The sequence below is a fragment of the Flavobacterium sp. N2038 genome (genome assembly GCF_025947185.1).
Classification (GTDB): Bacteria; Bacteroidota; Bacteroidia; order Flavobacteriales; family Flavobacteriaceae; genus Flavobacterium.
The window spans coordinates 1254962-1278164 of the sequence record NZ_CP110001.1; the positions used below are offsets into that span (position 1 = coordinate 1254962).

The 23203-nt window shown below is 34.9% G+C and carries 28 protein-coding genes; 24 read left to right on the forward strand and 4 right to left on the reverse strand.

Annotated features, from left to right (window positions below):
* Window positions 1–14: 14 nt before the first annotated feature.
* From OLM51_RS05605 to OLM51_RS05620, 4 genes are all read right to left on the reverse strand, one after another.
* Window positions 15–3212: a SusC/RagA family TonB-linked outer membrane protein gene (locus OLM51_RS05605; RefSeq protein WP_264553397.1), complete on the reverse strand. Its 3198-nt coding sequence runs from the start codon at window positions 3210–3212 to the stop codon at window positions 15–17.
* Window positions 3213–3784: 572 nt separating this feature from the next.
* Window positions 3785–5245, reverse strand: coding sequence for a SusD/RagB family nutrient-binding outer membrane lipoprotein (locus OLM51_RS05610; RefSeq protein WP_264553398.1), 1461 nt, complete (start codon window positions 5243–5245; stop codon window positions 3785–3787).
* Between the two features lie 11 nt (window positions 5246–5256).
* Window positions 5257–8535: a SusC/RagA family TonB-linked outer membrane protein gene (locus OLM51_RS05615; protein ID WP_264553399.1), complete on the reverse strand. Its 3279-nt coding sequence runs from the start codon at window positions 8533–8535 to the stop codon at window positions 5257–5259.
* Between the two features lie 87 nt (window positions 8536–8622).
* Window positions 8623–10326 (reverse strand): ShlB/FhaC/HecB family hemolysin secretion/activation protein, encoded by a 1704-nt coding sequence (locus OLM51_RS05620; RefSeq protein WP_319799973.1) that lies wholly within the window; start codon window positions 10324–10326, stop codon window positions 8623–8625.
* A gap of 182 nt (window positions 10327–10508) precedes the next feature.
* On the opposite strand from OLM51_RS05620, the gene rpsL reads away from it, so the two are divergent.
* From rpsL to rplO, 24 genes are all read left to right on the forward strand, one after another.
* The gene (gene rpsL / locus OLM51_RS05625; RefSeq protein ID WP_007136570.1) at window positions 10509–10892 is read left to right on the forward strand and encodes a 30S ribosomal protein S12; all 384 of its coding nucleotides are present in this window, start codon (window positions 10509–10511) and stop codon (window positions 10890–10892) included.
* Between the two features lie 24 nt (window positions 10893–10916).
* Window positions 10917–11393, forward strand: a complete 477-nt coding sequence (gene rpsG / locus OLM51_RS05630; RefSeq protein WP_017495022.1) for a 30S ribosomal protein S7 — start codon at window positions 10917–10919, stop codon at window positions 11391–11393.
* Window positions 11394–11403: 10 nt separating this feature from the next.
* On the forward strand, window positions 11404–13560 hold the full coding sequence (fusA, locus tag OLM51_RS05635; RefSeq protein WP_035650464.1) for an elongation factor G: 2157 nt from the start codon (window positions 11404–11406) through the stop codon (window positions 13558–13560).
* A gap of 11 nt (window positions 13561–13571) precedes the next feature.
* Window positions 13572–13877: a 30S ribosomal protein S10 gene (gene rpsJ, locus OLM51_RS05640; protein WP_007803605.1), complete on the forward strand. Its 306-nt coding sequence runs from the start codon at window positions 13572–13574 to the stop codon at window positions 13875–13877.
* A 407-nt stretch (window positions 13878–14284) separates the two neighbouring features.
* Window positions 14285–14902, forward strand: a complete 618-nt coding sequence (rplC, locus tag OLM51_RS05645) for a 50S ribosomal protein L3 (protein WP_264553401.1) — start codon at window positions 14285–14287, stop codon at window positions 14900–14902.
* Window positions 14902–15531, forward strand: coding sequence for a 50S ribosomal protein L4 (gene rplD / locus OLM51_RS05650; protein WP_264553402.1), 630 nt, complete (start codon window positions 14902–14904; stop codon window positions 15529–15531). The genes rplC and rplD overlap by 1 nt, the downstream gene beginning before the upstream one ends.
* A gap of 7 nt (window positions 15532–15538) precedes the next feature.
* On the forward strand, window positions 15539–15829 hold the full coding sequence (rplW, locus tag OLM51_RS05655) for a 50S ribosomal protein L23 (RefSeq protein ID WP_012022489.1): 291 nt from the start codon (window positions 15539–15541) through the stop codon (window positions 15827–15829).
* A 9-nt stretch (window positions 15830–15838) separates the two neighbouring features.
* Window positions 15839–16663 carry a 50S ribosomal protein L2 gene (rplB, locus tag OLM51_RS05660; RefSeq protein ID WP_035650459.1) on the forward strand — a complete coding sequence of 275 codons (825 nt, stop codon included), beginning with the start codon at window positions 15839–15841 and terminating at the stop codon, window positions 16661–16663.
* 6 nt (window positions 16664–16669) lie between these two features.
* Entirely contained in the window at window positions 16670–16948 is a 279-nt protein-coding gene (gene rpsS / locus OLM51_RS05665; RefSeq protein ID WP_012022488.1) for a 30S ribosomal protein S19, read from the forward strand.
* A 6-nt stretch (window positions 16949–16954) separates the two neighbouring features.
* A complete protein-coding gene (rplV, locus tag OLM51_RS05670; RefSeq protein WP_007803631.1) occupies window positions 16955–17368 on the forward strand; it encodes a 50S ribosomal protein L22 in 414 nt (137 codons plus the stop codon).
* A gap of 5 nt (window positions 17369–17373) precedes the next feature.
* Window positions 17374–18132 carry a 30S ribosomal protein S3 gene (gene rpsC / locus OLM51_RS05675; protein WP_012022487.1) on the forward strand — a complete coding sequence of 253 codons (759 nt, stop codon included), beginning with the start codon at window positions 17374–17376 and terminating at the stop codon, window positions 18130–18132.
* A gap of 19 nt (window positions 18133–18151) precedes the next feature.
* Window positions 18152–18577 (forward strand): 50S ribosomal protein L16, encoded by a 426-nt coding sequence (gene rplP, locus OLM51_RS05680; RefSeq protein ID WP_017495016.1) that lies wholly within the window; start codon window positions 18152–18154, stop codon window positions 18575–18577.
* A 13-nt stretch (window positions 18578–18590) separates the two neighbouring features.
* Complete coding sequence (rpmC, locus tag OLM51_RS05685; RefSeq protein WP_133507759.1) at window positions 18591–18782, forward strand: 50S ribosomal protein L29; 192 nt, start codon at window positions 18591–18593, stop codon at window positions 18780–18782.
* 17 nt (window positions 18783–18799) lie between these two features.
* A complete protein-coding gene (rpsQ, locus tag OLM51_RS05690; protein ID WP_007803646.1) occupies window positions 18800–19060 on the forward strand; it encodes a 30S ribosomal protein S17 in 261 nt (86 codons plus the stop codon).
* 2 nt (window positions 19061–19062) lie between these two features.
* Window positions 19063–19431, forward strand: a complete 369-nt coding sequence (rplN, locus tag OLM51_RS05695; protein WP_007803649.1) for a 50S ribosomal protein L14 — start codon at window positions 19063–19065, stop codon at window positions 19429–19431.
* A gap of 11 nt (window positions 19432–19442) precedes the next feature.
* Window positions 19443–19757, forward strand: a complete 315-nt coding sequence (gene rplX, locus OLM51_RS05700; RefSeq protein WP_026727873.1) for a 50S ribosomal protein L24 — start codon at window positions 19443–19445, stop codon at window positions 19755–19757.
* A 2-nt stretch (window positions 19758–19759) separates the two neighbouring features.
* Window positions 19760–20311: a 50S ribosomal protein L5 gene (gene rplE, locus OLM51_RS05705; protein WP_017495015.1), complete on the forward strand. Its 552-nt coding sequence runs from the start codon at window positions 19760–19762 to the stop codon at window positions 20309–20311.
* Between the two features lie 3 nt (window positions 20312–20314).
* The gene (rpsN, locus tag OLM51_RS05710; protein ID WP_031456037.1) at window positions 20315–20584 is read left to right on the forward strand and encodes a 30S ribosomal protein S14; all 270 of its coding nucleotides are present in this window, start codon (window positions 20315–20317) and stop codon (window positions 20582–20584) included.
* Between the two features lie 104 nt (window positions 20585–20688).
* Window positions 20689–21087: a 30S ribosomal protein S8 gene (gene rpsH / locus OLM51_RS05715; protein ID WP_029272051.1), complete on the forward strand. Its 399-nt coding sequence runs from the start codon at window positions 20689–20691 to the stop codon at window positions 21085–21087.
* Between the two features lie 19 nt (window positions 21088–21106).
* Window positions 21107–21649 carry a 50S ribosomal protein L6 gene (rplF, locus tag OLM51_RS05720; RefSeq protein ID WP_194140866.1) on the forward strand — a complete coding sequence of 181 codons (543 nt, stop codon included), beginning with the start codon at window positions 21107–21109 and terminating at the stop codon, window positions 21647–21649.
* A gap of 11 nt (window positions 21650–21660) precedes the next feature.
* Complete coding sequence (rplR, locus tag OLM51_RS05725; RefSeq protein ID WP_053470830.1) at window positions 21661–22011, forward strand: 50S ribosomal protein L18; 351 nt, start codon at window positions 21661–21663, stop codon at window positions 22009–22011.
* Between the two features lie 3 nt (window positions 22012–22014).
* Complete coding sequence (gene rpsE / locus OLM51_RS05730) at window positions 22015–22539, forward strand: 30S ribosomal protein S5 (protein ID WP_085950926.1); 525 nt, start codon at window positions 22015–22017, stop codon at window positions 22537–22539.
* Between the two features lie 12 nt (window positions 22540–22551).
* Window positions 22552–22734: a 50S ribosomal protein L30 gene (rpmD, locus tag OLM51_RS05735; RefSeq protein ID WP_017495010.1), complete on the forward strand. Its 183-nt coding sequence runs from the start codon at window positions 22552–22554 to the stop codon at window positions 22732–22734.
* 11 nt (window positions 22735–22745) lie between these two features.
* The gene (rplO, locus tag OLM51_RS05740) at window positions 22746–23198 is read left to right on the forward strand and encodes a 50S ribosomal protein L15 (protein ID WP_017495009.1); all 453 of its coding nucleotides are present in this window, start codon (window positions 22746–22748) and stop codon (window positions 23196–23198) included.
* Window positions 23199–23203: the final 5 nt, after the last annotated feature.

Consider the following 23203-nt stretch of genomic DNA (forward strand, 5'->3'; position numbering starts at 1 on the left):
TTCTATATTTATTATTAGAATGATAATTTTAAAACTCCTCCAATAGATCTTTGAGAAGGGTTAGCTGCAAATTCTCCTACATCAGAAAGTACACCTGTTCCGTAAGTTCCAGTTTCTGGATCTGTGTAAGGGTTGCTTCCTGGAGTCCATAAGAAAAGGTTTCTTCCGTAGATTCCAAGAGTGATTTTGTTTAATCCCATGTTTTTACTTACTGAAGATGGGAAATCATAGTTGAAATTAATCTCTCTTAATCTAACAAAAGTTTTGTCAATTACGTGAGTAGATTCAATTCCTGGGTTGTTTGTAGTGTTGTAGAATGATGATACGTTAGCGAAAGTAACCGGAGTTGTGTTTTCAGTATAAGTAACAGCACCTGCAGCATCTACGTGCTCATTAACAGAGTTAGGGATGATGAATGTGTTTCTGTCATTGTAAACAGTTTCTGCACCATTTCCTGTAAAGTGTGATAATCTCTTAGTGTAAGAGTAGAATTCTCCACCTTGTTTCCAGTCAAATGAAAGACCTAAGTTGAAGTTTTTGTATTTGAAAGTATTTTGTAAACCCATTACGAAATCACGTTGTGAGTTCCCAATGCGTTGGATGTCAGCACTTGTTTCGTACATACCTGTGTTAGCATTAACAATATATTGCCCTGCATCATTTGTTTTTGGTACAAGAGAATAGAATGTTCCGATTGGTTGTCCTTTTGTAGCTCTATAAGTTACACCATAAACAGGCGCTAAGTCGATATCGTTAAATCCGTCAGCTAACTTAGTAACTTCATTAAGGTTTTTAGTGAACGTGTAAGTTAAGTTCCAAGAAAAGTCTTTGTTTTTAATTGGACTACCTGAAAGAGAAAGCTCGATACCTTTGTTTACTACTTCAGCAGCATTAATATATTTACTTGTAAATCCTGTTGAAGGATCTAACGGTAAGTTAACGATCAAATCAGAAGTTGTTTTATGATATAATGCAATATCATAGCTAATTCTGTTTTTCAAGAATGATCCCTCAGCTCCAACTTCGTACTCAATTGTAGATTCTGGTTTCAATTCTGGATTTGCTAGTCTACTTGAAGCTTCGTAGTAACTTACGCCTCCCATTGGAGATGCAATGATACCAAAGTTTGCAGCAGCAGAACCTGGAATGTATGAGTTTTCAGTTACATAAGGCTGAGTGTCATTTGCAATTTTAGAAGCAGCACCTCTTAATTTTAAGAAAGTACTTCCGTTATCAATTACAATAGCACCAAGAGATAATGCTGGGTAGAAATAAGCATTGTTTCCAATTGGTAATGTAGATGTAGCATCTTCTCTACCAGTAAGTGTAGCAAAATATCTGTTTTTGAAAGCAAATTCAGCAGAAGCATATACAGCAGCATTTCTTCTTAATGAGTTTGTTTGTGTAATAGTTGGTCTGTTTGGTGAGTTAGATAATTCGTAGTAATTAGCTATACCAAGATTTGTAATTGTGTTAAACAATTCATCAGACTCTCTTTTGTTGTAGTTTAAACCACCTAAAAGGTTTAATGTCCAGTCTTCACTCAAGTTTGTGTTATAGTTAATGTTGAAGAAAGTATCAAATTCACTGTATTCAGATCTTCCTTCTGTAACACCACCCACAACTTTGTTTGCTCCTGCAATTGCTTGAGCAGAACCTGGAGCGTAATCAACAATAGCTCCGTAACTTTTAAATCTTTCAGATCTAATGTTACCACCCACTTGCCATGAAGCAACAATTTTATCAGTAATTTTGTAGCTTAAGTTTACGTTTCCAAAAACGTTGTTTCCGTAAACTTTAGTACTGTTCTCGTTAATTGAGAAGTAAGGATTTGCAGCGTAAGGAGTAAAGTAGTAATCTGGAGTATTGAATGGATTACCTTTGTAATCTGCTAAATCTACGATACTAACGTCTCTAGGGATTTGTAATAAATCTTGTTGTAATGTAGAACCTTGTCCTGCATCATCACCTTGTCCTGTATTAACAACACTTTGGTTTTTGTATACATAGTTTAATGCAGTTCTTAAAGTAAATTTTTTACCTTTTAAACCTCCATTGAAACCTAAAGATTGTTTTTTGTATAAATCAGCATCAGATGGTACAACACCATCACTGTTTACATTTGAGAATACTAAAGAGAAATCTGAAGTATCTCCACCACCACTTAAGTTTACAGATTGAGTAGCTAAAGATCCTGTGTTGTAGAAGTCTCTAACGTTATCTTTTAGACCTACATAAGATTTTAATTGTTGAGTATTCTTGTAAATACTACCCCATGGTCTAACTTCTCCATTGAATGCAGGTCCCCAAGAACCATTTTCATTACTGAAAGTGTTAGATCCTGAATATCCAACACCATTCCATCCTTGTCCGAATGAATTTTGTAAGTGAGGAACTCTAGCAACCTCACTGAATTCAGTTGAAGCTAAAACGTCAACTTTAATTCCAGTGTTTGATTTTCCTTTTTTAGTTGTAATAAGGATTACACCACCCCCAGCTCTTGAACCATATAAAGCAGATGCAGCAGCTCCTTTAAGAACTGTCATACTTTCAATGTTGTTAGGGTCAAGGTCACTGATACCGTTACCTGTATCATATGATCTAGTTGAAGAAGCAGTACCATTATTACTAGTACCTGTTGCAGTATTGTTAATTGGAGAACCATCAACAATGTAAAGCGGTCCTGCATTACCAGTAATAGTGTTCAAACCACGGATAACAACTTTAGTAGAAGCTCCTGGTTGAGACGGTGCTGTAATATCAACTCCGGCAATTTTACCAGAAAGTGTTTCAAATGGGTTTGTGTTAACTACTGCAGTAATTGCTTCTGCTTTCAAAGTTGTTGTTGCGTAACCAAGAGATTTTTTCTCTCTTTTAATACCAAAGGCAGTTACAACAACACCTTCTAGTTCTTGTGCGCCAGCGTCAGCTAATTTTACATTAACTGTTGCAGAAGTAGCTGCTACTTCTTGGGTTTTCATCCCAATGTAGCTAAATACCAAAATTTGGCTTGAAGATGCTTTAATAGAAAATTTACCATCAAAGTCTGATTGTGTTCCCGTTTTAGTTCCTTTAACTAATACACTAACACCTGGTAGAGGCATTCCTGCATTGTCAGAAACTGTTCCAGAAACAGCTCTTTCTTGCGCAAAAGAAAGTTGCGCGACTAGTACCAATAACAGTACTAAGAATCCATTGAACTTTAGTTTCATTTTTAAATATTTTGAATTAGTCCGACAAAAATCTTAATAATTTGTTAATCTACCTAATATAAAAAGCTTTTTTTTTAGTTAAATAATGATTTTGAGGTGAGATTTTGCTGTTTTATCGATTAAAATTAGCTTAAAATTACAAATCCGTAATTTTTAGTGTTAAAATTGACAATAATTAAAAATTTTATCAACCCCTTAAATGTTAAATTTATAGATGAAGGGTATTTAAATGTTTTTTTTATAACTTTTATCTTAGAAAAAATGAATGGACTAACTGCTAAATTTTGTTAAAAAGGTCGTGAATCTTTAATAGTCAGTGTTAATGGTTGTGTAAAGTATTTTATGTTGTGAAATTGCTTTGAAAATTAAGCAAAGACTTTTGTCTGTTTAATAGATTGAAAATTTTGCTTTCTTTTTAATTTTTTTAATAGTTTTTTGTTTTGGTATTTCTATTATGATAATAGTGCAATTTAGTCTAATGTAAAATTAAAGTTAATAGAGTTTTTAAAAATAAAAAGCGGTTACAGGTAATTTGTAACCGCTTTCTTTTTGTTGTAATGAAGTGATATGAGTTAGAATTTATCCCAAAATAGTTTAGTTTCTACTGCGTCGCCACCAATTGCTGCACTTGCTTCTGTGTAGCTTGCTTTGTTTAGCGATTGTTCAATAATTGGATAAGTGTAGCGCATCGGAAAACCGGAAACAGCATCTGGTGGCGCAACTAAAACAGGGAAGTCTAATCTTCTGTAAAATGACCAGCCTTCAAATGAATTGTTGTAAAAAGCGATCCAGCTTTGTGTTCCTATTTTTTGCTTCCATGTTCCTGCAGCGGTGGTGTAAGCAACATCAGGATTTGCTAAGTACGTTGTAGCCTCAGCTTCTGTTCCTCCCCAGTCTAAAATGGAAGCTGTTATTGCTGCATTATAATGTGCTTCTGCATCTGCAGGTGTTCCGTATAAGGATCTTTCAGCTGCTTCTGCTAGTAGAAATTCAGCTTCGGCATAGTCTAAAATTGTTCCTGGAAAGTCTGGAACTTGAATTGTTGGCGTTATATGTGTTTTTTGTGCAAATGAATTGCTTGCTCCATTTTCTCCTCCAATATATTCTATTTCTGGGGTAGATGGGTCATCCATGTTATCGTCAAAATATTTTGAACGTCTTGGGTCATTCAAATGGTTCATCTCGTCTATTATTGTACTAGTCGGAACAAAATCAGAACGACCGCTGGCAACAAGATCTACATATAATGGATTAGTATTTGGTGTGGCTGTAAGGTATTTTAGATCTGCATTGTCGAGATTTGATGTAAATACTAAAGGGGCTGCACTTGATACAGTTGCTTTTGCTAATGCACTTTCGGCTGGAATGTCAGAGATAGTTATACCCATTCGTAATTTTAGAGTGTTGGCAAATTTGATCCATTTTGGTATGTCCCCTCCGTACATTCTGTCGCTGCCTCCGAAACTTTTACCGCCGGTATTTAGTTTGGTTATCGCATTGTTTAATCTGTTGATTAAATCTTTGTAGATAGTTAAGCCATCATCGTACTTTGGTGTTTTGTAGTCAAGATTTATGGCTTGAGTATATGGAATATTGCCAAATGTTTCTACTAATATTGCATAGGTATAAACATTTAAAACTTCTATAATTGCAAGTTTGTTTTGCTTATCCAAAGGATTTTCCGTTAGACCAAGTGGAGTGTTGGTGATGTTTTTTGCACTTTGGTCTAAGTCTTTTAATACGTCTTTATATAAGAATTGCCAGTGTTGTTCTGGGATTGTTCTTGTAACTAAATCGTAATTACTTTCGTCTGTATAAACGGTCTCTGTAAAATATTGATTAATTAATCTGATAATGTTATTGTTAACATTTGTGTTTGTCATTTGATCTACCAAACTTTTTTGGGCACTTGTAAATAAAGCTTCTCCCGGTACGTTTGACGGGTCTTTCACGTTCACGTTTAATTTTTCTATATCATCAGAGCAGGAAGAAAATGTTACTGCGGTGAGTATGATTATAAATATTTTTTTCATGATTTCTTGATTTAAAATTGGATTTTAATGTTGAAGCTAATATCTCTCGTAGAAGGTAAAGATCCTGTTGAGTAGCCTTGTAAATTACCAGCTCCTAATCCTGATTCCGGATCTGCATCTGGTAAGTTTTTGTGTATAATCCAAAGATTTGTTCCAACAACACTAAAAGTCATTCCGTTCATGAAAGTGTTTTTTAGTATTTTTTCTGGCAAAGAATATGTAATTGCAGTTTGTCTTAGTTTAATGTAACTTGCATCATATACGAATGCTTCGTCTGGTAGGCCTCTTCTATAACCTTGTGCTCCAAATCGGCTTGCTTCAATTCTTGTCGTGTTTACTTTTCCGTCAGGATTTACTCCTTGATTTATAAAACCACCACTATCAGGTCCTGAAGTCAATGGATTTCTGATAGGATTCCCTAGTTCATTTATAAATGCAGTATCATCCGGCAGACCTGTTGCTAAGCCATAATAACGGTCTAGTGAGAATATTTGTCCGCCTTTTTGCATGTCGATTAAGAATTCAAATGAAAAGTTTTTGTAAGTGAATTTATTGTTTAAACCACCTGTGTAATCTGGATTTGCATTACCAATTGGATTGTCGGATGTTGAAGTTTTGATGTATTGGCCGTTAGTTGGGTCAACAACAGGTTGTCCGTTTAAGTAAGTGTATTTTGTTCCATATATTACACCGTATGGTTGTCCAATAGCTGCATTTATTGTTACCCCGCCTTGAAAAGATCCTAATTGCAGGTTATCAATACCTTCTAATAGGTTTAAAACTTTGTTTCTATTTCTGGCAAAGTTAAAATTAACTTCCCATGAAAAAGTGTCTGTTTTTATTGGTGTACCATTTAAAGATATTTCAATCCCTTTATTTTCGATTTCACCAGCATTGATTAATTCGTATAGATATCCAGTAGATGCAGTAAGTCTTAATGGGATTATCTGGTCGATTGAATTAGATTTGTAGTAAGAGAAATCAAATCCTAGTCTCTTTTTAAAGAAAGAAAGTTCTAAACCAGCTTCGTAACTTTTTGTGCGTTCTGGTTTTAGGTTAGGGTTGTTCTTTGTGTCTTTTACAGATGCTGATGCTGCACCAAATGCTGTATTAACAGCATAAGTGTCCAAAACTCTGTCAAATCCTGGGCTATTTCCAACTTCGGCATAATTAAGTCTTACTTTTCCAAAGGATAGCCAGTCTGCGTCTATGAATTTAGAAAACACAAAACTTGAAGAAACAGAAGGGTAGTAATAAGTGCTATTTGCTTCTGGTAGAGTTGATGAGTGGTCTCTTCTAATTGTTCCTTCTAAAAATAGGTAATCTTCATATCCAAAGGATGCGCTTCCGTAAATACCGTCAACACCTATGGCTTCGTCCCTTTCAATAGGTGCTAATAATGGACTTGCTGTATTTTGTAATGCATATAATTTTGGTATGGCAAGTCCGCCATTTGTTGCTGCAAATATTGAATTGTAATAACTTCTTCTAATGTTCACACCAACTACACCTTTTAAGTTTAATTTTTGTGTAATGTCTGTGTTATAGTTTAGCATAAAGTCATAATTGTATTCGCTAAAACCTATGTTTTTTCTTGAGTAGCCTGATGGTGCGGGATTTCTGTTAGTAGAACCATCACCGCCTCCGGTTCCAATTCCGAAATCAGCAGGTACACTTCCAATAGCTCTTCTTTCTTCTTGAAGTTCATCATAGGTGTCTACTGACATTCTTCCGAAAGCATCTAGCCAACTTGCAATTTTATAGTTTAAAGAAACGTTTCCAATAAATCTGCTTCTGCTGTCTGATTCATAATTTTCATAACGTTGAAAATAAGGGTTGTCCCAGAATATTGGTGTTGGATTAGTGTAGGAATTAGGGTTCCATGTTACATTGCGTCCAGTAAGTTGATAGGCTTGTTTTAAGCTTTTAAGATCAACGTTGGTTTGCCACCATTGTCTGAAGTTACCGGCAATGTTGTCATTGTATCCTGTACTGTTTCTGCCGACAGTGTTTGTTTTGGTGAAATTTCCGTATCCTGCAACAGTTAATCTGTCATTAATCAGTGTGGATGTGTTCAGTGTGAAGGTGTTTCTTTTTAAAGAGCTATTTGGCATTAAACCAGTTTGATCCAGATTGTTAGCTCCTAATCTTAAATAACCATTTTCTAATCCTTTATCTATCGATATGGAATTAGTAAGTGCTACTGGTTTTTCGAAAAAAGTAATTGGGCCATTTTTTGCTGCTGTCCAAGGTGTAGCTTTCATGTAATTTGGAGATTCAGGATAAAAAGCATCCCATTGATAAACCATTAAATTTGGGTCAAAAGCTTGTCCGTAAGAAGCATCTTCTGTTAGTGGAGTTACATTGTCTAGAATTCCATCTCCATTTATGTCGATATGGTCTAAGTAGGAGTCTTCGTCTGGACCATAATAAGGTCCGTAGCCGCCACCATATTGTTTTTGATATTTTATAAAAGTGCTTTTGTCAACAGAGCCAATAGTTACACCTGAATTAACAGTAACAGAGTAGCCTTTTGCTTTTTTGTTTCCTTTTTTAGTTGTTATTACAACAACACCATTTGCAGCTCTTGATCCGTAAAGTGCACTTGCAGCAGAGCCTTTAAGTACGTTGATGGATTCGATGTCTTCAGGGTTAATGTCTGATGCGGCACTTCCGTAGTCATAGCCTGCTCCAGATTGTTCCTGATCTCTTGTGTTCGAATTGTTGTTACTTACCGGAACCCCGTCAATAACAAATAAAGCTTGATTGTTTCCTGTTAAAGATGAATTTCCTCTAATTACAATATTAGTGGATCCTCCAAAATTTGTTGTTCTTTTTACTTGCACCCCGGAAACTTTTCCTGAAATAGCATTTACGAAGTTGTCGCTTTTAACTGCGGCTAGGTTTTCTCCTTTAACTTCTTGAGTTGCGTAACCAAGAGACTTTTTCTCTCTTGATAATCCTAGAGCGGTAACAACAACTCCTTCTAGTTGTTGTGCATCACTGGATAATTTAGCGTTAACTTTTGTTGAGCTGGCTGGAAATTCTTGAGATTTCATTCCAATGTAGCTAAAAACTAAAATTTGACTTGGTGTTGCTTTGATAGAGTATTTTCCATCAAAATCGGTTTGTGTTCCAGTTTTTGTTCCCTTTACTAATACACTTACACCTGGTAAAGGCATACTTGCATCATCGGTAACAATACCTGAAACAGTTCTTTCTTGCGCAAAGGTTAGTTGCGCGATTAGTGCTAACAAAAGCACTAAGGATCTGTTTAACTTTGGTTTCATATTATCAAATATTTTGGATTAGTTATGTAATATTCGTAATTACTTACTAAAATTCCTAATATTTTGTTAACAGATTTTGGTAATGGGTTAAAATTTAACATTGTAACATATCGATAGGATACTGTTATAAAATTTTATTTCGGCTTCATTTGTGCTTCCGTTGGCTAGTATTATCTTTAATAATCCATTTTTTGTTAGTAGTCCAAAACCTATGCCGGCACTGATTAAACTGTTGAATTTTTTGCTGTTTTTTATAGAAGTTTGGTCTTGGTAAATTCCATAGTCAAGAATAGTATGCATGTATAAATTTGAACTAAGTAAATATCTGTATTCGGTAATGAATAGATTTGCAGAGTTTCCTTGTAAGCTATTTTCTGAGAAGCCTCGAATTGAGTTTAGTCCTCCAAATCTAAAAAGTTCATTTGTTATATAATTGTCGCTTTTTAAATATAGATTTTGGGAATTTATATATATGTAGTTTTTTTTGTTTAGTTCGAAGTTGTAGAAAAGGTTTAGATTGGTGTAGAATTGATTGATTGTTTCTGTAGTTTCGGGAGTGCTGTTTGTGGTCCTTTTTCCGTAACCAAATATGAGGTTTAGGTATGATTTTCTTGGAAACAGGTAATTAGAGTGATTATTTTTTTTGTATTCTAGAGAGGAGGTGATGTATGAGTTTTTAAAGTCAGTGATTGTTGTGCTGTTTGTGTTTTGAATATCACTTGATTCTGTTGATTGGTAGCCAACATATATTTTAGAATTGTAGTTTAAGTAATAGCCTAAATCTATTGCTGTTTTTGTGTTTTGAAATGTACTGTCTTGTTTAAATATATTTAGTTGCGCTTTTATTCCTAAAGCAGTTTTGAAAATGTAAGGGATTTCTAGTTTTGTATTAAATGTTGTTTGTTTGTTGCCGTCGCTTTTCCAGTATAGAGAGAATTGTTCGCCTGCATGAAGTGTATTTATTAAGGAAATGTCTAAGTATCCATTTAGTTTTATTTTTTTGCTTTCATCATTTGAGAATCCAACGTAACCATCAAAAGTATTGGCTTTTCTTTTTTCTATATAAGTATAGATTTTAGTTGAGTCGTTAGTGAATAAAATTTCCGGATATTTTACCTGATTTACAAATTCGTAGTTATTGATGTCCTGATAAAGTTCTTTTGTGATTTCCTGATTAAAAGTTTTGTTTAAATATTTTTTGCGAAGTTGTTTTAGATGGCCATCTGGGAAAAAGTTTTTCTCATTTTGATTTGCATAGTTTAGAATAATGGAATTTATGCTGCGTTTTTTTTCAGCTTTAAAGCTTAGGTCAGCATAGATTATTGTATTCTTTTTTTGAATGTTTTCTAGTTTGATTTTGCTAAGCGCAAAACCAGATTTTTCGGCATCTAGTATTTTTTGATTTAAGTAATTTTCTACTTCGTTATAAGGAATTATTATACTGTCGTTTTTTGTTGTCTCGGTTTTAAAGAGAGGGTTATTTGCTCCTATATATATATGTATATATTTTGTTTTTTCGTTTAATGATATAATAGTCGTGTAAGAGCTGTCATTTACTTTGTTGGTTTTTAGTATTTTGCTGTTAATGTATCCGATTCTGGAAAGTTTTTTAGTGGTATTTTTTGTTTCGTTTAATAGTGATTTTAAATTTAAGTGAAGATGATTGTAGTTTAGTGAATCGATAATTTTGTTTTCGGTATCGTTGGTTCCGTTTATTTTTAAGTGAAAGTTTTGTGCATAGCCAGAAATGCTTAAAGATAGAAAAAGGAATATTTGTATTAAGTGTTTCAATGGCAACTGTTTCATTTATTAAAAGTATTGCAAATATCTATTGTTTGTTTGTAAAATCATAAGCTTAAATAATCTTATTGAAAATTAATGATTTAACGTTTGTATAGTGAAAAATATTTTATACATTTGCAACCCCGTAAAAAGCGGGAATTTAATAAACATAATAATTTTTAGTATTAATTATGCCAACAATTCAACAATTAGTAAGAACAGGAAGAACTCAGATCACTAAGAAGAGTAAATCGGTTGCTTTAGATTCTTGTCCTCAAAGAAGAGGGGTTTGTACGCGTGTTTACACTACTACACCAAAAAAACCAAACTCTGCAATGCGTAAAGTTGCGCGTGTACGTTTGACAAATGGTAATGAGGTGAATGCTTACATCCCTGGAGAAGGACATAATCTACAAGAGCACTCGATAGTATTAGTGCGAGGTGGAAGGGTAAAAGATTTACCAGGTGTTAGATATCATATCGTTCGTGGAGCGCTTGACACGTCAGGAGTTGCAGGAAGAACGCAAAGAAGATCTAAGTACGGTGCTAAACGCCCAAAAGAAGCAAAAAAGTAATTTAAAAACTTTTAAGAAAAAGACATGAGAAAAAGAGCGGCAAAGAAAAGACCACTTTTACCGGATCCAAGGTTTAACGACCAATTAGTAACACGTTTTGTGAATAACTTAATGTGGGATGGTAAGAAATCTACAGCTTTCAAAGTATTTTATGATGCAATTGATATCATTGAATCTAAAAAGCAAAATGATGAGAAGACTTCATTAGAGATCTGGAAAGATGCTTTAACAAACGTTATGCCTCACGTAGAAGTACGTAGCCGTAGAGTTGGTGGAGCTACATTCCAAATCCCAATGCAAATTCGTCCAGACAGAAAAATTTCTATGGCAATGAAGTGGTTAATACTTTATTCAAGAAGAAGAAATGAAAAATCTATGGCACAACGTTTAGCGTCAGAATGTTTAGCTGCTGCTAAAGAAGAAGGTGCTGCGGTTAAGAAAAGAATGGATACTCACAAAATGGCAGAAGCTAATAAAGCATTCTCTCACTTTAGATTTTAATTCGTAAGAAATGGCTAGAGATTTAAAATATACAAGAAATATCGGGATTGCTGCTCACATTGATGCTGGTAAAACAACAACAACTGAGCGTATTCTTTTTTATACTGGAAAGTCACATAAAATTGGTGAAGTACACGATGGTGCTGCAACAATGGACTGGATGGCGCAAGAGCAAGAAAGAGGTATTACAATTACTTCTGCTGCTACAACTTGTACTTGGAATTTCCCAACTGAGCAAGGTAAGACTCTTCCGGAATCATTGCCTTATCACTTTAATATTATTGATACTCCTGGACACGTTGATTTTACTGTAGAGGTAAACCGTTCTTTACGTGTACTTGATGGTTTAGTTTTCTTGTTTAGTGCTGTTGATGGTGTTGAGCCTCAATCAGAAACTAACTGGAGACTTGCGGATCAATATAGAGTTCCTCGTATGGGATTCGTAAATAAAATGGACCGTCAAGGTGCTAACTTTTTAGGAGTATGTGGGCAGGTTAAAGATATGTTGAAATCGAATGCGGTTGCAATTACTTTACCTATTGGTGACGAAGCAGATTTTAAAGGTATTGTTGACTTAGTTAAGAATCAAGCTATCGTATGGCATGATGAAACTCAAGGAGCTACTTTTGATATCGTTGATATTCCTGCTGATATGGTAGACGAGGTAAGACAATATCGTTCTATTCTTATCGAAGAGATTGCTACTTATGATGAGAATCTTTTGGATAAATACATGGAAGATGAAAACTCTATTACAGAGGAAGAAATTAACAATGCATTAAGAGCTGCTACTATTGATATGGCAATTATCCCAATGCTTGCTGGTTCATCTTTCAAAAACAAAGGTGTTCAATTTATGTTGGATGCAGTTTGTAAGTATTTACCATCTCCATTAGATAAAGAAGGTATTGAAGGAATTCACCCTGATGATGCTGATTTATTAGAAGAAGATCAAACTAAAATCTTGCGTAAGCCAGATGTTAAGGAGCCATTTGCTGCTTTAGCATTTAAAATTGCTACTGACCCATTCGTTGGTCGTTTAGCTTTCTTCCGTGCTTACTCTGGACGTTTAGATGCTGGTTCTTATGTTTTGAATACTCGTTCTGGTAACAAAGAAAGAATTTCTCGTATTTACCAAATGCACGCTAATAAACAAAATCCAATCGAATTTATTGAAGCTGGAGATATTGGTGCTGCTGTTGGATTTAAAGATATTAAAACAGGGGATACTCTTTGTGATGAAAAGAATCCAATTATCTTGGAATCTATGAAATTCCCGGATCCTGTAATTGGTATTGCTATTGAGCCAAAAACAAAAGCTGACGTTGATAAAATGGGTATGGCTTTAGCTAAATTAGCTGAAGAAGATCCAACATTTACAGTTAGAACTGATGAGGCTTCTGGTCAAACTATTATTTCAGGTATGGGTGAGCTTCACTTAGATATCTTAGTTGATCGTATGAAACGTGAATTTAAAGTTGAAGTGAACCAAGGTGAGCCTCAAGTTGAGTACAAAGAAGCGTTTACAAGATCTGCAACACATAGAGAGACTTACAAGAAACAATCTGGAGGTCGTGGTAAATTCGGTGATATCGTATTTACAATTGAGCCTGCTGATGAAGTTGATGGTAAAGTTCCAGTTGGATTACAATTTATCAATGCTGTAAAAGGTGGTAACGTTCCTAAAGAATATATCCCTGCCGTTGAAAAAGGATTTAGAGAAGCTATGAAAACTGGTCCATTGGCAGGATATGCTGTGGATAGTTTGAAAGTGACTTTAACTGATGGATCTTTCCACCCTGTGGATTCTGATGCATTATCTTTTGAGTTAGCTGCAAGAATGGGTTATAAAGAATCTGGACGTGCTGCTGGTGCTGTTATTCTTGAGCCTATCATGAAAATCGAAGTTATTACTCCAGAAGAAAATATGGGTGATATCGTTGGTGATTTGAACCGTCGTAGAGGTCAGGTTAATGATATGGGTGATAGAAATGGGGCTAAAACTATCAAGGCTGATGTGCCTTTGTCAGAAATGTTTGGTTACGTAACAACGTTAAGAACATTGTCTTCTGGTAGAGCTACTTCGACAATGGAGTTTTCTCACTATGCAGAAACACCTTCTAATATTTCAGAAGCGGTAATTAAAAAAGCAAAAGGTAACGCTTAATTCTTAAGAAAATGAGTCAAAAAATCAGAATAAAACTAAAATCTTACGATCACATGTTGGTAGATAAATCTGCTGAAAAGATCGTAAAAACAGTAAAAACTACTGGAGCAGTTGTAACAGGTCCAATTCCGTTACCAACTCACAAAAAACTTTTCACTGTGTTACGTTCTCCGCACGTTAACAAAAAAGCGAGAGAGCAATTTGAAGTAATGTCATACAAGAGATTGATTGATATTTATTCATCTTCATCTAAAACTATTGATGCTTTAATGAAACTTGAATTGCCAAGTGGAGTTGAAGTAGAGATTAAAGTATAATTTTTATTATATTTTTTATATAAAAAGCGAGTCAGAAATGACTCGCTTTTTTTGTTTTGAAGGGGTGGTTTTAGTTGGTGGTTTTTTCTAAATATTTTATGGTTCCGTAAGTCTTTTGGATTTGTGTAAAGACCTTTGTTTTAAGGAGGTACGAAAGTTTTTTATTTCAATTTTATTAAGTAATTGTTAAGTGTAAATTGTCTAAAGATTAAAAAAAATGTTTCAAATTTTGTGCTGGGCAAAGCTGTTTTTGATGTCATTTTTGAGCTTGGATTTTGATTATGAGCGATTTAATTTTTGTAACTGTTTGGTATATTCAATTTTAATGTCTACTTTTGCACTCCCTGTTTGGAAATTTCTGTTATTTTCAAATTGAAGGGAATTTTAGTAATTAATAATTAATATTTATGTCTGGGTTAATTGGTAAGAAAATCGGCATGACTAGTATTTTTGACGAAAACGGGAAAAACATTCCTTGTACAGTAATCGAAGCTGGTCCATGCGTTGTTACCCAAGTCAGAACCAAAAGTGTTGACGGGTACGAAGCGTTGCAACTTGGTTTCGATGACAAAAACGAGAAACATTCCACTAAAGCTGCTTTAGGGCACTTTAAAAAAGCTGGAACTGTTGCTAAGAAAAAAGTCGTTGAATTCCAAGATTTCGCAACTGAGCAAAAATTAGGAGATCTTATTGATGTTTCTATTTTTGAAGAAGGAGAATTTGTAGATGTACAAGGTGTGTCTAAAGGTAAAGGTTTCCAAGGGGTTGTTAAACGTCACGGTTTTGGTGGGGTTGGACAAGCTACTCATGGTCAGCACAACCGTTTAAGAGCGCCAGGTTCTGTAGGAGCTTCTTCTTATCCATCTAGAGTATTCAAAGGAATGCGTATGGCTGGAAGAATGGGAGGAGAAAATGTAAAAGTTCAAAACCTTAGAGTTTTAAAAGTAGTTGCTGAAAAGAACTTACTTGTTATTAAAGGATGTGTTCCTGGACATAAAAACTCTTATGTAATCATTCAGAAGTAATGGAAGTAAAAGTATTAGATTTCAACGGAAAAGATACTGGAAGAAAAGTTCAACTTTCTGATTCAGTATTCGCAATTGAACCAAACAATCACGCTGTATATCTTGATGTTAAGCAATATCTTGCTAATCAAAGACAAGGTACTCATAAGGCTAAAGAAAGAGCTGAAGTAACTGGTAGTACACGTAAGATTAAAAAACAAAAAGGAACTGGTACTGCTCGTGCGGGAAGTATTAAAAATCCTTTGTTTAAAGGTGGTGGAACAGTTTTCGGGCCAAGACCAAGAAGTTATTCATTTAAATTGAATAAAAGCGTAAAAAGATTGGCTAGAAAATCAGCTTTCTCAATTAAAGCAAAAGAAGCGAATATTGTCGTTCTTGAAGACTTTAATTTTGAAGCGCCAAACACTAAAAATTTCATTAACGTTTTGAAAGCTTTAGGGTTAGAAAATAAAAAATCTCTATTTGTATTGGGTGAGTCAAATAAAAACGTATATTTGTCGTCACGTAATTTAAAGGCTTCTAATGTTGTAACTAGCTCAGAATTAAGCACTTACGCAATATTAAACGCTAATAATTTAGTGCTTTTGGAAGGTTCTTTAGAGTTAATTGAAGAAAATTTAAGTAAATAATAGGAATATGAGCATCATTATCAGACCTATAGTAACGGAAAAAGTAACCAAAGAAAGTGAAGTTCTTAACCGCTTCGGATTCGTTGTTGACAAAAAAGCAAACAAAGTTCAAATTAAGAAAGCTGTTGAGGCTGCTTATGGAGTAACTATCGTTTCTGTTAACACTATGAATGTGAGACCAGACAGATCTACTAAATACACTAAAAGTGGTTTAATCAGTGGAAAGACAAATGCAATTAAAAAAGCGATTGTTCAAGTACAAGAAGGAGAAACAATTGATTTTTACAACAATATCTAAGATAGAAAAATGTCAGTAAGAAAATTAAAACCTATTACCCCAGGTCAGCGATTTAGAGTTGTGAATGGTTATGACGCCATTACAACTGATAAGCCGGAACGCTCTTTGATAGCGCCGATAAAAAACTCTGGAGGTAGAAATAGTCAAGGAAAGATGACCATGCGTTATACGGGTGGTGGTCACAAGCAGAGATATCGTATTATTGATTTCAAAAGAACTAAAGACGGAATTCCGGCTACAGTGAAATCAATCGAATATGATCCAAATCGTACTGCATTTATCGCTTTATTAGCTTACGCTGATGGAGAGAAAACTTATGTAATTGCTCAAAATGGATTGAAAGTTGGTCAGAAATTAGTTTCTGGGCCAGAATCTCAACCAGAAATTGGTAATACATTACCTTTAAGCAGAATTCCTCTTGGAACTGTTATATCTTGTATTGAGTTACGTCCAGGACAAGGAGCTGTTATTGCTCGTTCAGCTGGAACTTTTGCTCAGTTAATGGCAAGAGACGGGAAATATGCAACAATTAAAATGCCATCTGGTGAGACAAGATTAATCTTGTTAACTTGTTCGGCTACAATTGGAGCTGTTTCTAACTCTGACCACCAATTAGTTGTATCTGGAAAAGCAGGTAGAACAAGATGGTTAGGAAGAAGACCTAGAACTAGACCAGTAGCGATGAACCCAGTTGATCACCCTATGGGAGGTGGTGAAGGACGTTCTTCTGGAGGGCACCCACGTTCAAGAAACGGATTGCCAGCTAAAGGTTACAGAACTCGTTCTAAGAAAAACCCGAGTAACAAGTATATCGTAGAACGTAGAAAGAAATAATAAGATATGGCACGTTCATTAAAAAAAGGACCTTTCGTTCATTATAAATTAGACAAGAAAGTTCAAGAAAACGTAGAAAGTGGTAAAAATAGTGTAGTGAAGACTTGGTCTAGAGCTTCAATGATTACTCCTGACTTTGTTGGACAAACTATCGCAGTTCATAACGGTCGTCAATTTGTACCAGTTTACGTAACAGAAAACATGGTAGGTCACAAATTAGGAGAGTTTTCACCAACTAGATCTTTTAGAGGTCATGCTGGAGCAAAAAATAAAGGTAAAAAATAAGAAGCAATGGGAGTTCGTAAAAGAGAAACAGCAGATGCGAGAAAAGAGGCTAATAAGTCTATTGCTTTCGCAAAATTGAATAACTGCCCTACTTCACCTAGAAAAATGCGCTTAGTAGCGGACTTGGTAAGAGGTCAGAAGGTAGAAAGAGCACTTAACATTTTAAGATTCAGTTCTAAAGAAGCTTCAAGAAAATTAGAAAAACTATTATTATCTGCAATCAACAACTGGGAGCAAAAAAATAGTGAAGGTAATTTAGAAGAAGCTGGTTTATTTGTTAAAGAGATCAGAGTAGATGGTGGAATGATGTTGAAAAGACTTCGTCCAGCTCCACAAGGTCGTGCACACAGAATCAGAAAACGTTCTAACCACGTAACAATCGTGCTTGGAGCTATCAATAACACACAAAGCAATTCTTAAGCAGCATGGGACAAAAGACAAATCCAATTGGAAATAGACTTGGTATCATCAGAGGGTGGGACTCAAACTGGTATGGTGGAAATGATTACGGTGATAAACTTGCCGAAGATCACAAAATCAGAAAGTATATCCACGCTCGTTTATCAAAAGCTAGTGTATCTAAAGTAATTATCGAGAGAACTTTAAAGCTTGTAACCGTTACTATCACTACTGCTAGACCTGGTATTATTATCGGAAAAGGTGGACAAGAGGTAGACAAGTTAAAAGAAGAACTTAAGAAAGTTACTGACAAAGAGGTTCAAATCAACATCTTTGAAATCAAAAGACCTGAATTAGATGCTTATCTTGTGGCGACAAGCATCGCTCGTCAAATCGAAAGCCGTATCTCTTACAGACGTGCAATCAAAATGGCTATTGCTGCTTCTATGCGTATGAACGCTGAAGGTATCAAAGTTTTGATTTCTGGTCGTTTGAATGGTGCTGAGATGGCGCGTTCAGAAGGTTTCAAAGAAGGTAGAATTCCTCTATCAACTTTCAGAGCTGATATTGATTATGCTTTGGCTGAAGCTCACACTACTTACGGTAGAATGGGTATCAAAGTATGGATCATGAAAGGTGAAGTTTATGGAAAGAGAGATCTTTCTCCACTTGCAGGAATGGATAAAAAACAATCTGGTACTGGTGGTGGTAAAGGTGGAGATGCCCCTAGAGGTAAATCTAACTTTAATAAAGGTGGAAAACCAGACGCTCGTAAAAGAAAGTAAATTTTTAAACTAAAGAAAAATGTTACAGCCTAAAAGAACAAAATACCGTAAGGTACAAAAAGGTAAGATGAAAGGTAACTCTCAAAGAGGGCATGAACTTTCTAATGGAATGTTTGGTATTAAATCTGTACATGAAGATGGAATGTTCTTAACTTCTCGTCAAATCGAAGCTGCGCGTATCGCTGCAACTCGTTACATGAAGAGAGAGGGACAATTATGGATTAAAATATTCCCAGACAAACCTATTACTAAGAAACCTCTTGAAGTACGTATGGGTAAAGGTAAAGGAGCAGTTGAGTATTGGGCTGCTGTTGTTAAACCAGGAAGAATTATGTTTGAAGTTGGAGGAGTTCCATTGTCAGTTGCAAAAGAGGCGTTACGTCTTGCAGCTCAAAAACTTCCAGTAAAAACTAAGTTCGTCGTTGCTAGAGATTTCGAAGCATAATTTATATTATATTATGAAACAATCAGAAATAAAAGATCTTTCTGCAGCGGAGTTGCAAGAAAAACTTAGTCAAACTAAGAAAATATATGCTGACCTAAAAATGGCTCATGCTATTTCTCCAATTGAGAACCCGCTTCAAATTAGAGGTGTAAGAAGAACAGTTGCAAGATTGGCTACAGAGTTAACTAAAAGAGAGTTACAATAATTGTATTCTGCTGAAAGATGGAAGAAAAAAGAAATTTAAGAAAAGAAAGAATAGGTGTTGTTACTTCAAATAAAATGGATAAGTCTATTGTTATTGCTGAAGTAAGAAAAGTAAAACACCCATTATACGGTAAGTTCGTGTTGAAAACAAAGAAATATGTTGCACACGACGAAACAAACGACTGTAACATTGGAGATACTGTAAGAATTAGCGAAACGCGTCCTTTAAGTAAAACAAAATGTTGGAGATTAGTTGAAATCTTAGAAAGAGCTAAATAATTATGGTACAACAGGAATCAAGACTAAAAGTAGCAGATAACACGGGAGCAAAAGAAGTTTTAACTATCCGTGTTTTAGGAGGTACCAAAAGAAGGTATGCCTCTGTTGGTGACAAGATTGTAGTATCTATTAAAGATGCAACTCCAAACGGTAACGTTAAAAAAGGAGCTGTTTCAACTGCAGTTGTTGTACGTACCAAAAAAGAAGTGAGAAGAGCTGATGGTTCTTATATCCGTTTCGATGATAATGCATGTGTTCTTTTGAACGCTGCAGGGGAAATGAGAGGGACTCGTGTTTTTGGTCCGGTAGCAAGAGAACTTCGTGAAAAACAATTCATGAAAATTGTATCATTAGCACCAGAAGTGCTTTAATTCGTTTTAAGATGATAAAGCTAAAAATAAAATCAGGAGATATCGTAAGAGTTATTGCTGGAGACCATAAAGGTGCTGAAGGTAAAGTTTTACGTGTTTACCGTGAGAAAAATAAAGCGATAGTTGAAGGTGTAAACATGGTTTCAAAACATACAAAACCAAGTGCTAAAAACCCTCAAGGTGGTATCGTTAAGAAAGAGGCTTCTATTCAAATTTCTAACATTGCTCTAATTGATCCTAAAACTAAGGAAACAACTAGAGTAGGTATTAGAGTAGAAGGAGATAAGAAAGTAAGATTTTCAAAAAAATCTAATCAAGTACTATAGTAATGGCATATACACCTAGACTAAAAGAAGAATATAAGAGTAGAGTAATCTCTGCTCTTAAAGAAGAGTTCGGATATACAAACGTTATGCAAGTTCCAAAACTTGAAAAAATCGTTTTGAGCCGTGGAGTTGGTGCAGCTGTATCTGATAAAAAACTTATTGACTATGCAGTTGATGAGTTAACAAAGATCACTGGACAAAAAGCAGTATCTACAATTTCAAAGAAAGACGTTGCGTCATTCAAATTGAGAAAAGGGATGCCTATTGGAGCAAAAGTTACTTTACGTGGTGAAAGAATGTATGAGTTTTTAGATAGACTTATTACTTCTGCTTTACCACGCGTTAGAGATTTTAGTGGTATCAAAGCTACAGGTTTCGACGGAAGAGGTAACTACAATCTTGGAGTTTTGGAGCAAATCATTTTCCCAGAAATTGATATTGACAAAGTAAACAAAATCTCAGGAATGGATATTACTTTTGTTACTACTGCAAAAACAGACAAGGAAGCAAAGTCATTATTGGCTGAATTAGGATTACCTTTTAAAAAGAATTAAGACATGGCTAAAGAATCAATGAAAGCCCGTGAGGTGAAAAGAGAGAAAACGGTAGCTAAGTATGCTGAAAAAAGAAAAGCTTTATTAGAAGCTGGAGATTATGAAGGCCTACAAAAATTACCTAAAAATGCTTCACCAGTTCGTTTGCATAATCGTTGTAAATTAACAGGTAGACCAAGAGGTTATATTCGTCAATTTGGTATTTCTCGTGTAACTTTCCGTGAAATGGCTAATAATGGATTAATTCCTGGTGTTAAAAAAGCATCTTGGTAATCTCGTAATAAGTTATTACTTTTGCAAACCAAAAAATAATTTTAATTGATTAAAGGTTCGGGAGACGAGTGTCTCCCGAAAACCATAATCGCAATCAAATACATATGTATACAGATCCTATTGCAGATTATTTGACTAGAGTTCGTAACGCTGTGGCTGCAAACCACAAAGTTGTTGAAATTCCGGCTTCTAATCTAAAAAAAGAAATAACTAAGATCTTATTTGATCAAGGTTATATCTTAAGTTACAAATTTGAGACGAACACTGTTCAGGGTTCAATCAAAATTGCTTTAAAGTATGATAAAGATACTAAAGAGCCTGTAATCAAAGATATCCAAAGAATTAGTAAACCTGGTTTACGTAAGTACGCAGGTGCTGCCAAATTACCGAGAATCCTTAACGGATTAGGAATTGCTATTGTTTCTACATCAAAAGGTTTGATGACTGGAAAACAAGCTAAGCAATTAAATGTAGGTGGTGAAGTAATTTGCTACGTATACTAATTTTAAACACTAGATAAAGATGTCAAGAATAGGTAAAAGCCCAATTGTAATCACTGCTGGTGTAACTGTAGAAGTTAAAGACGGTATTATTACAGTAAAAGGAAAAAAAGGTCAACTTACTCAGGAGTTTTCGGACGTAACTGTAAAAGTTGAAGGCGATCAAGTTTTAGTTGAAAGATCGTCTGATCATAAAGACCAAAGAGCAAAACACGGATTATACAGATCATTAATCAGTAATATGATTGTTGGTGTATCTGAAGGTTTTACTAAAGAACTAGAATTAGTTGGAGTTGGTTACAGAGCTTCAAACCAAGGTCAAAAGTTAGATTTAGCTCTTGGATATTCTCACAATATTGTTTTAGAAATTGCTCCAGAAGTATCTTTAGAAACAATATCTGAAAAAGGTAAAAACCCTATCGTAAAGTTAACATCATTTGATAAACAACTTTTAGGTCAAGTTGCTGCGAAAATCAGAGGTTTCCGTAAGCCAGAGCCATACAAAGGAAAAGGTGTTAAATTTGTGGGTGAAGTATTAAGAAGAAAAGCAGGTAAATCAGCTTAAAAAATAAGATTATGTCATTAACAAAATCTGATAGAAGACAGAGAATTAGATTCAGAATTAGAAAGTCAATTAGTGGTACTGCTGCTAATCCAAGATTATCTGTATTTAGAAGTAACAAAGAAATTTACGCTCAACTTATTGATGATGTAAATGGAGTTACTATATTAGCTGCATCTTCAAGAGAAAAAGAAATAGGAAAAGGTACTAACGTTGAAGTAGCTGCTGCTGTTGGAAAACTAGTTGCGGAGAAAGCGTTAAAAGCTGGGATCGAAACCATCACTTTTGACAGAGGTGGATATTTGTATCACGGTCGTATTAAATCATTAGCAGAAGGCGCAAGAGCGGCTGGACTTAAATTCTAATATATTATGTCTAAATACAAAAATGTAGAATTGGTAAAACCAAGTGGTCTTGAACTTAAAGATCGTCTGGTAAGTGTTAATCGTGTTACTAAAGTTACAAAAGGTGGTAGAGCTTTCGGTTTTTCTGCTATTGTAGTTGTAGGTGATGAAAATGGAGTAGTTGGTCACGGATTAGGAAAATCTAAAGACGTTTCTGAAGCAATTGCGAAAGCAGTAGAAGATGCTAAGAAAAATTTAGTAAAAATTCCTTTGAACGGACAATCAGTTCCTCACGAACAAAAAGGTAAATTTGGTGGTGCACGTGTATTTTTAATTCCTGCTTCTCATGGTACAGGAGTTATTGCTGGTGGAGCTGTTCGTTCAGTTCTTGAATCAGTAGGTATTCACGATGTATTATCTAAATCTCAAGGATCATCAAATCCTCATAACGTAGTGAAAGCAACTTTTGATGCTTTATTACAAATGAGAAGCGCTCATACTGTTGCAAAACAAAGAGGTGTTTCTTTAGAAAAAGTTTTTAAAGGTTAATTCAAGGAAATTATGGCTAAATTATTAGTAAAACAAGTAAGAAGCAAAATCAACTGCCCTCTTTCTCAAAAAAGAGGTTTGGAAGCTTTAGGTCTACGTAAAATGGGACAAGTTGTAGAGCATGATTCAAATCCTGCAATCCTTGGGATGATAAACAAAGTTAAACACTTAGTTTCTGTAGAAGAAGCTAAATAACAAATACTGTTATGAATTTAAGTAACTTACAACCAGCTGAAGGGTCAACGCACAATCAAAATAAAAGATTAGGTAGAGGAGAAGGTTCTGGAAAAGGTGGTACTTCTGCAAGAGGTCACAAAGGAGCAAAATCTCGTTCTGGTTATTCTAAAAAGATTGGTTTTGAAGGAGGGCAAATGCCACTTCAAAGACGTGTACCTAAGTTTGGTTTCACAAACATCAATCGTAAAGAATACGAAGGTGTTAATTTAGATACGCTTCAATTATTAGTAGACAATGGTGTGATTACTGATTCTGTTTCTATGACAGATTTCGTAGCAAACCGTCTAGCTACCAAAAATGAAATCGTTAAGATTTTAGGTAGAGGAGAGTTGAAAGCAAAATTAAAAGTAACTGCTCACAAATTTACTGCTACTGCTAAAGCTGCTATTGAAGCTGCTGGAGGAGAGGCTGTAACAATATAATTTTT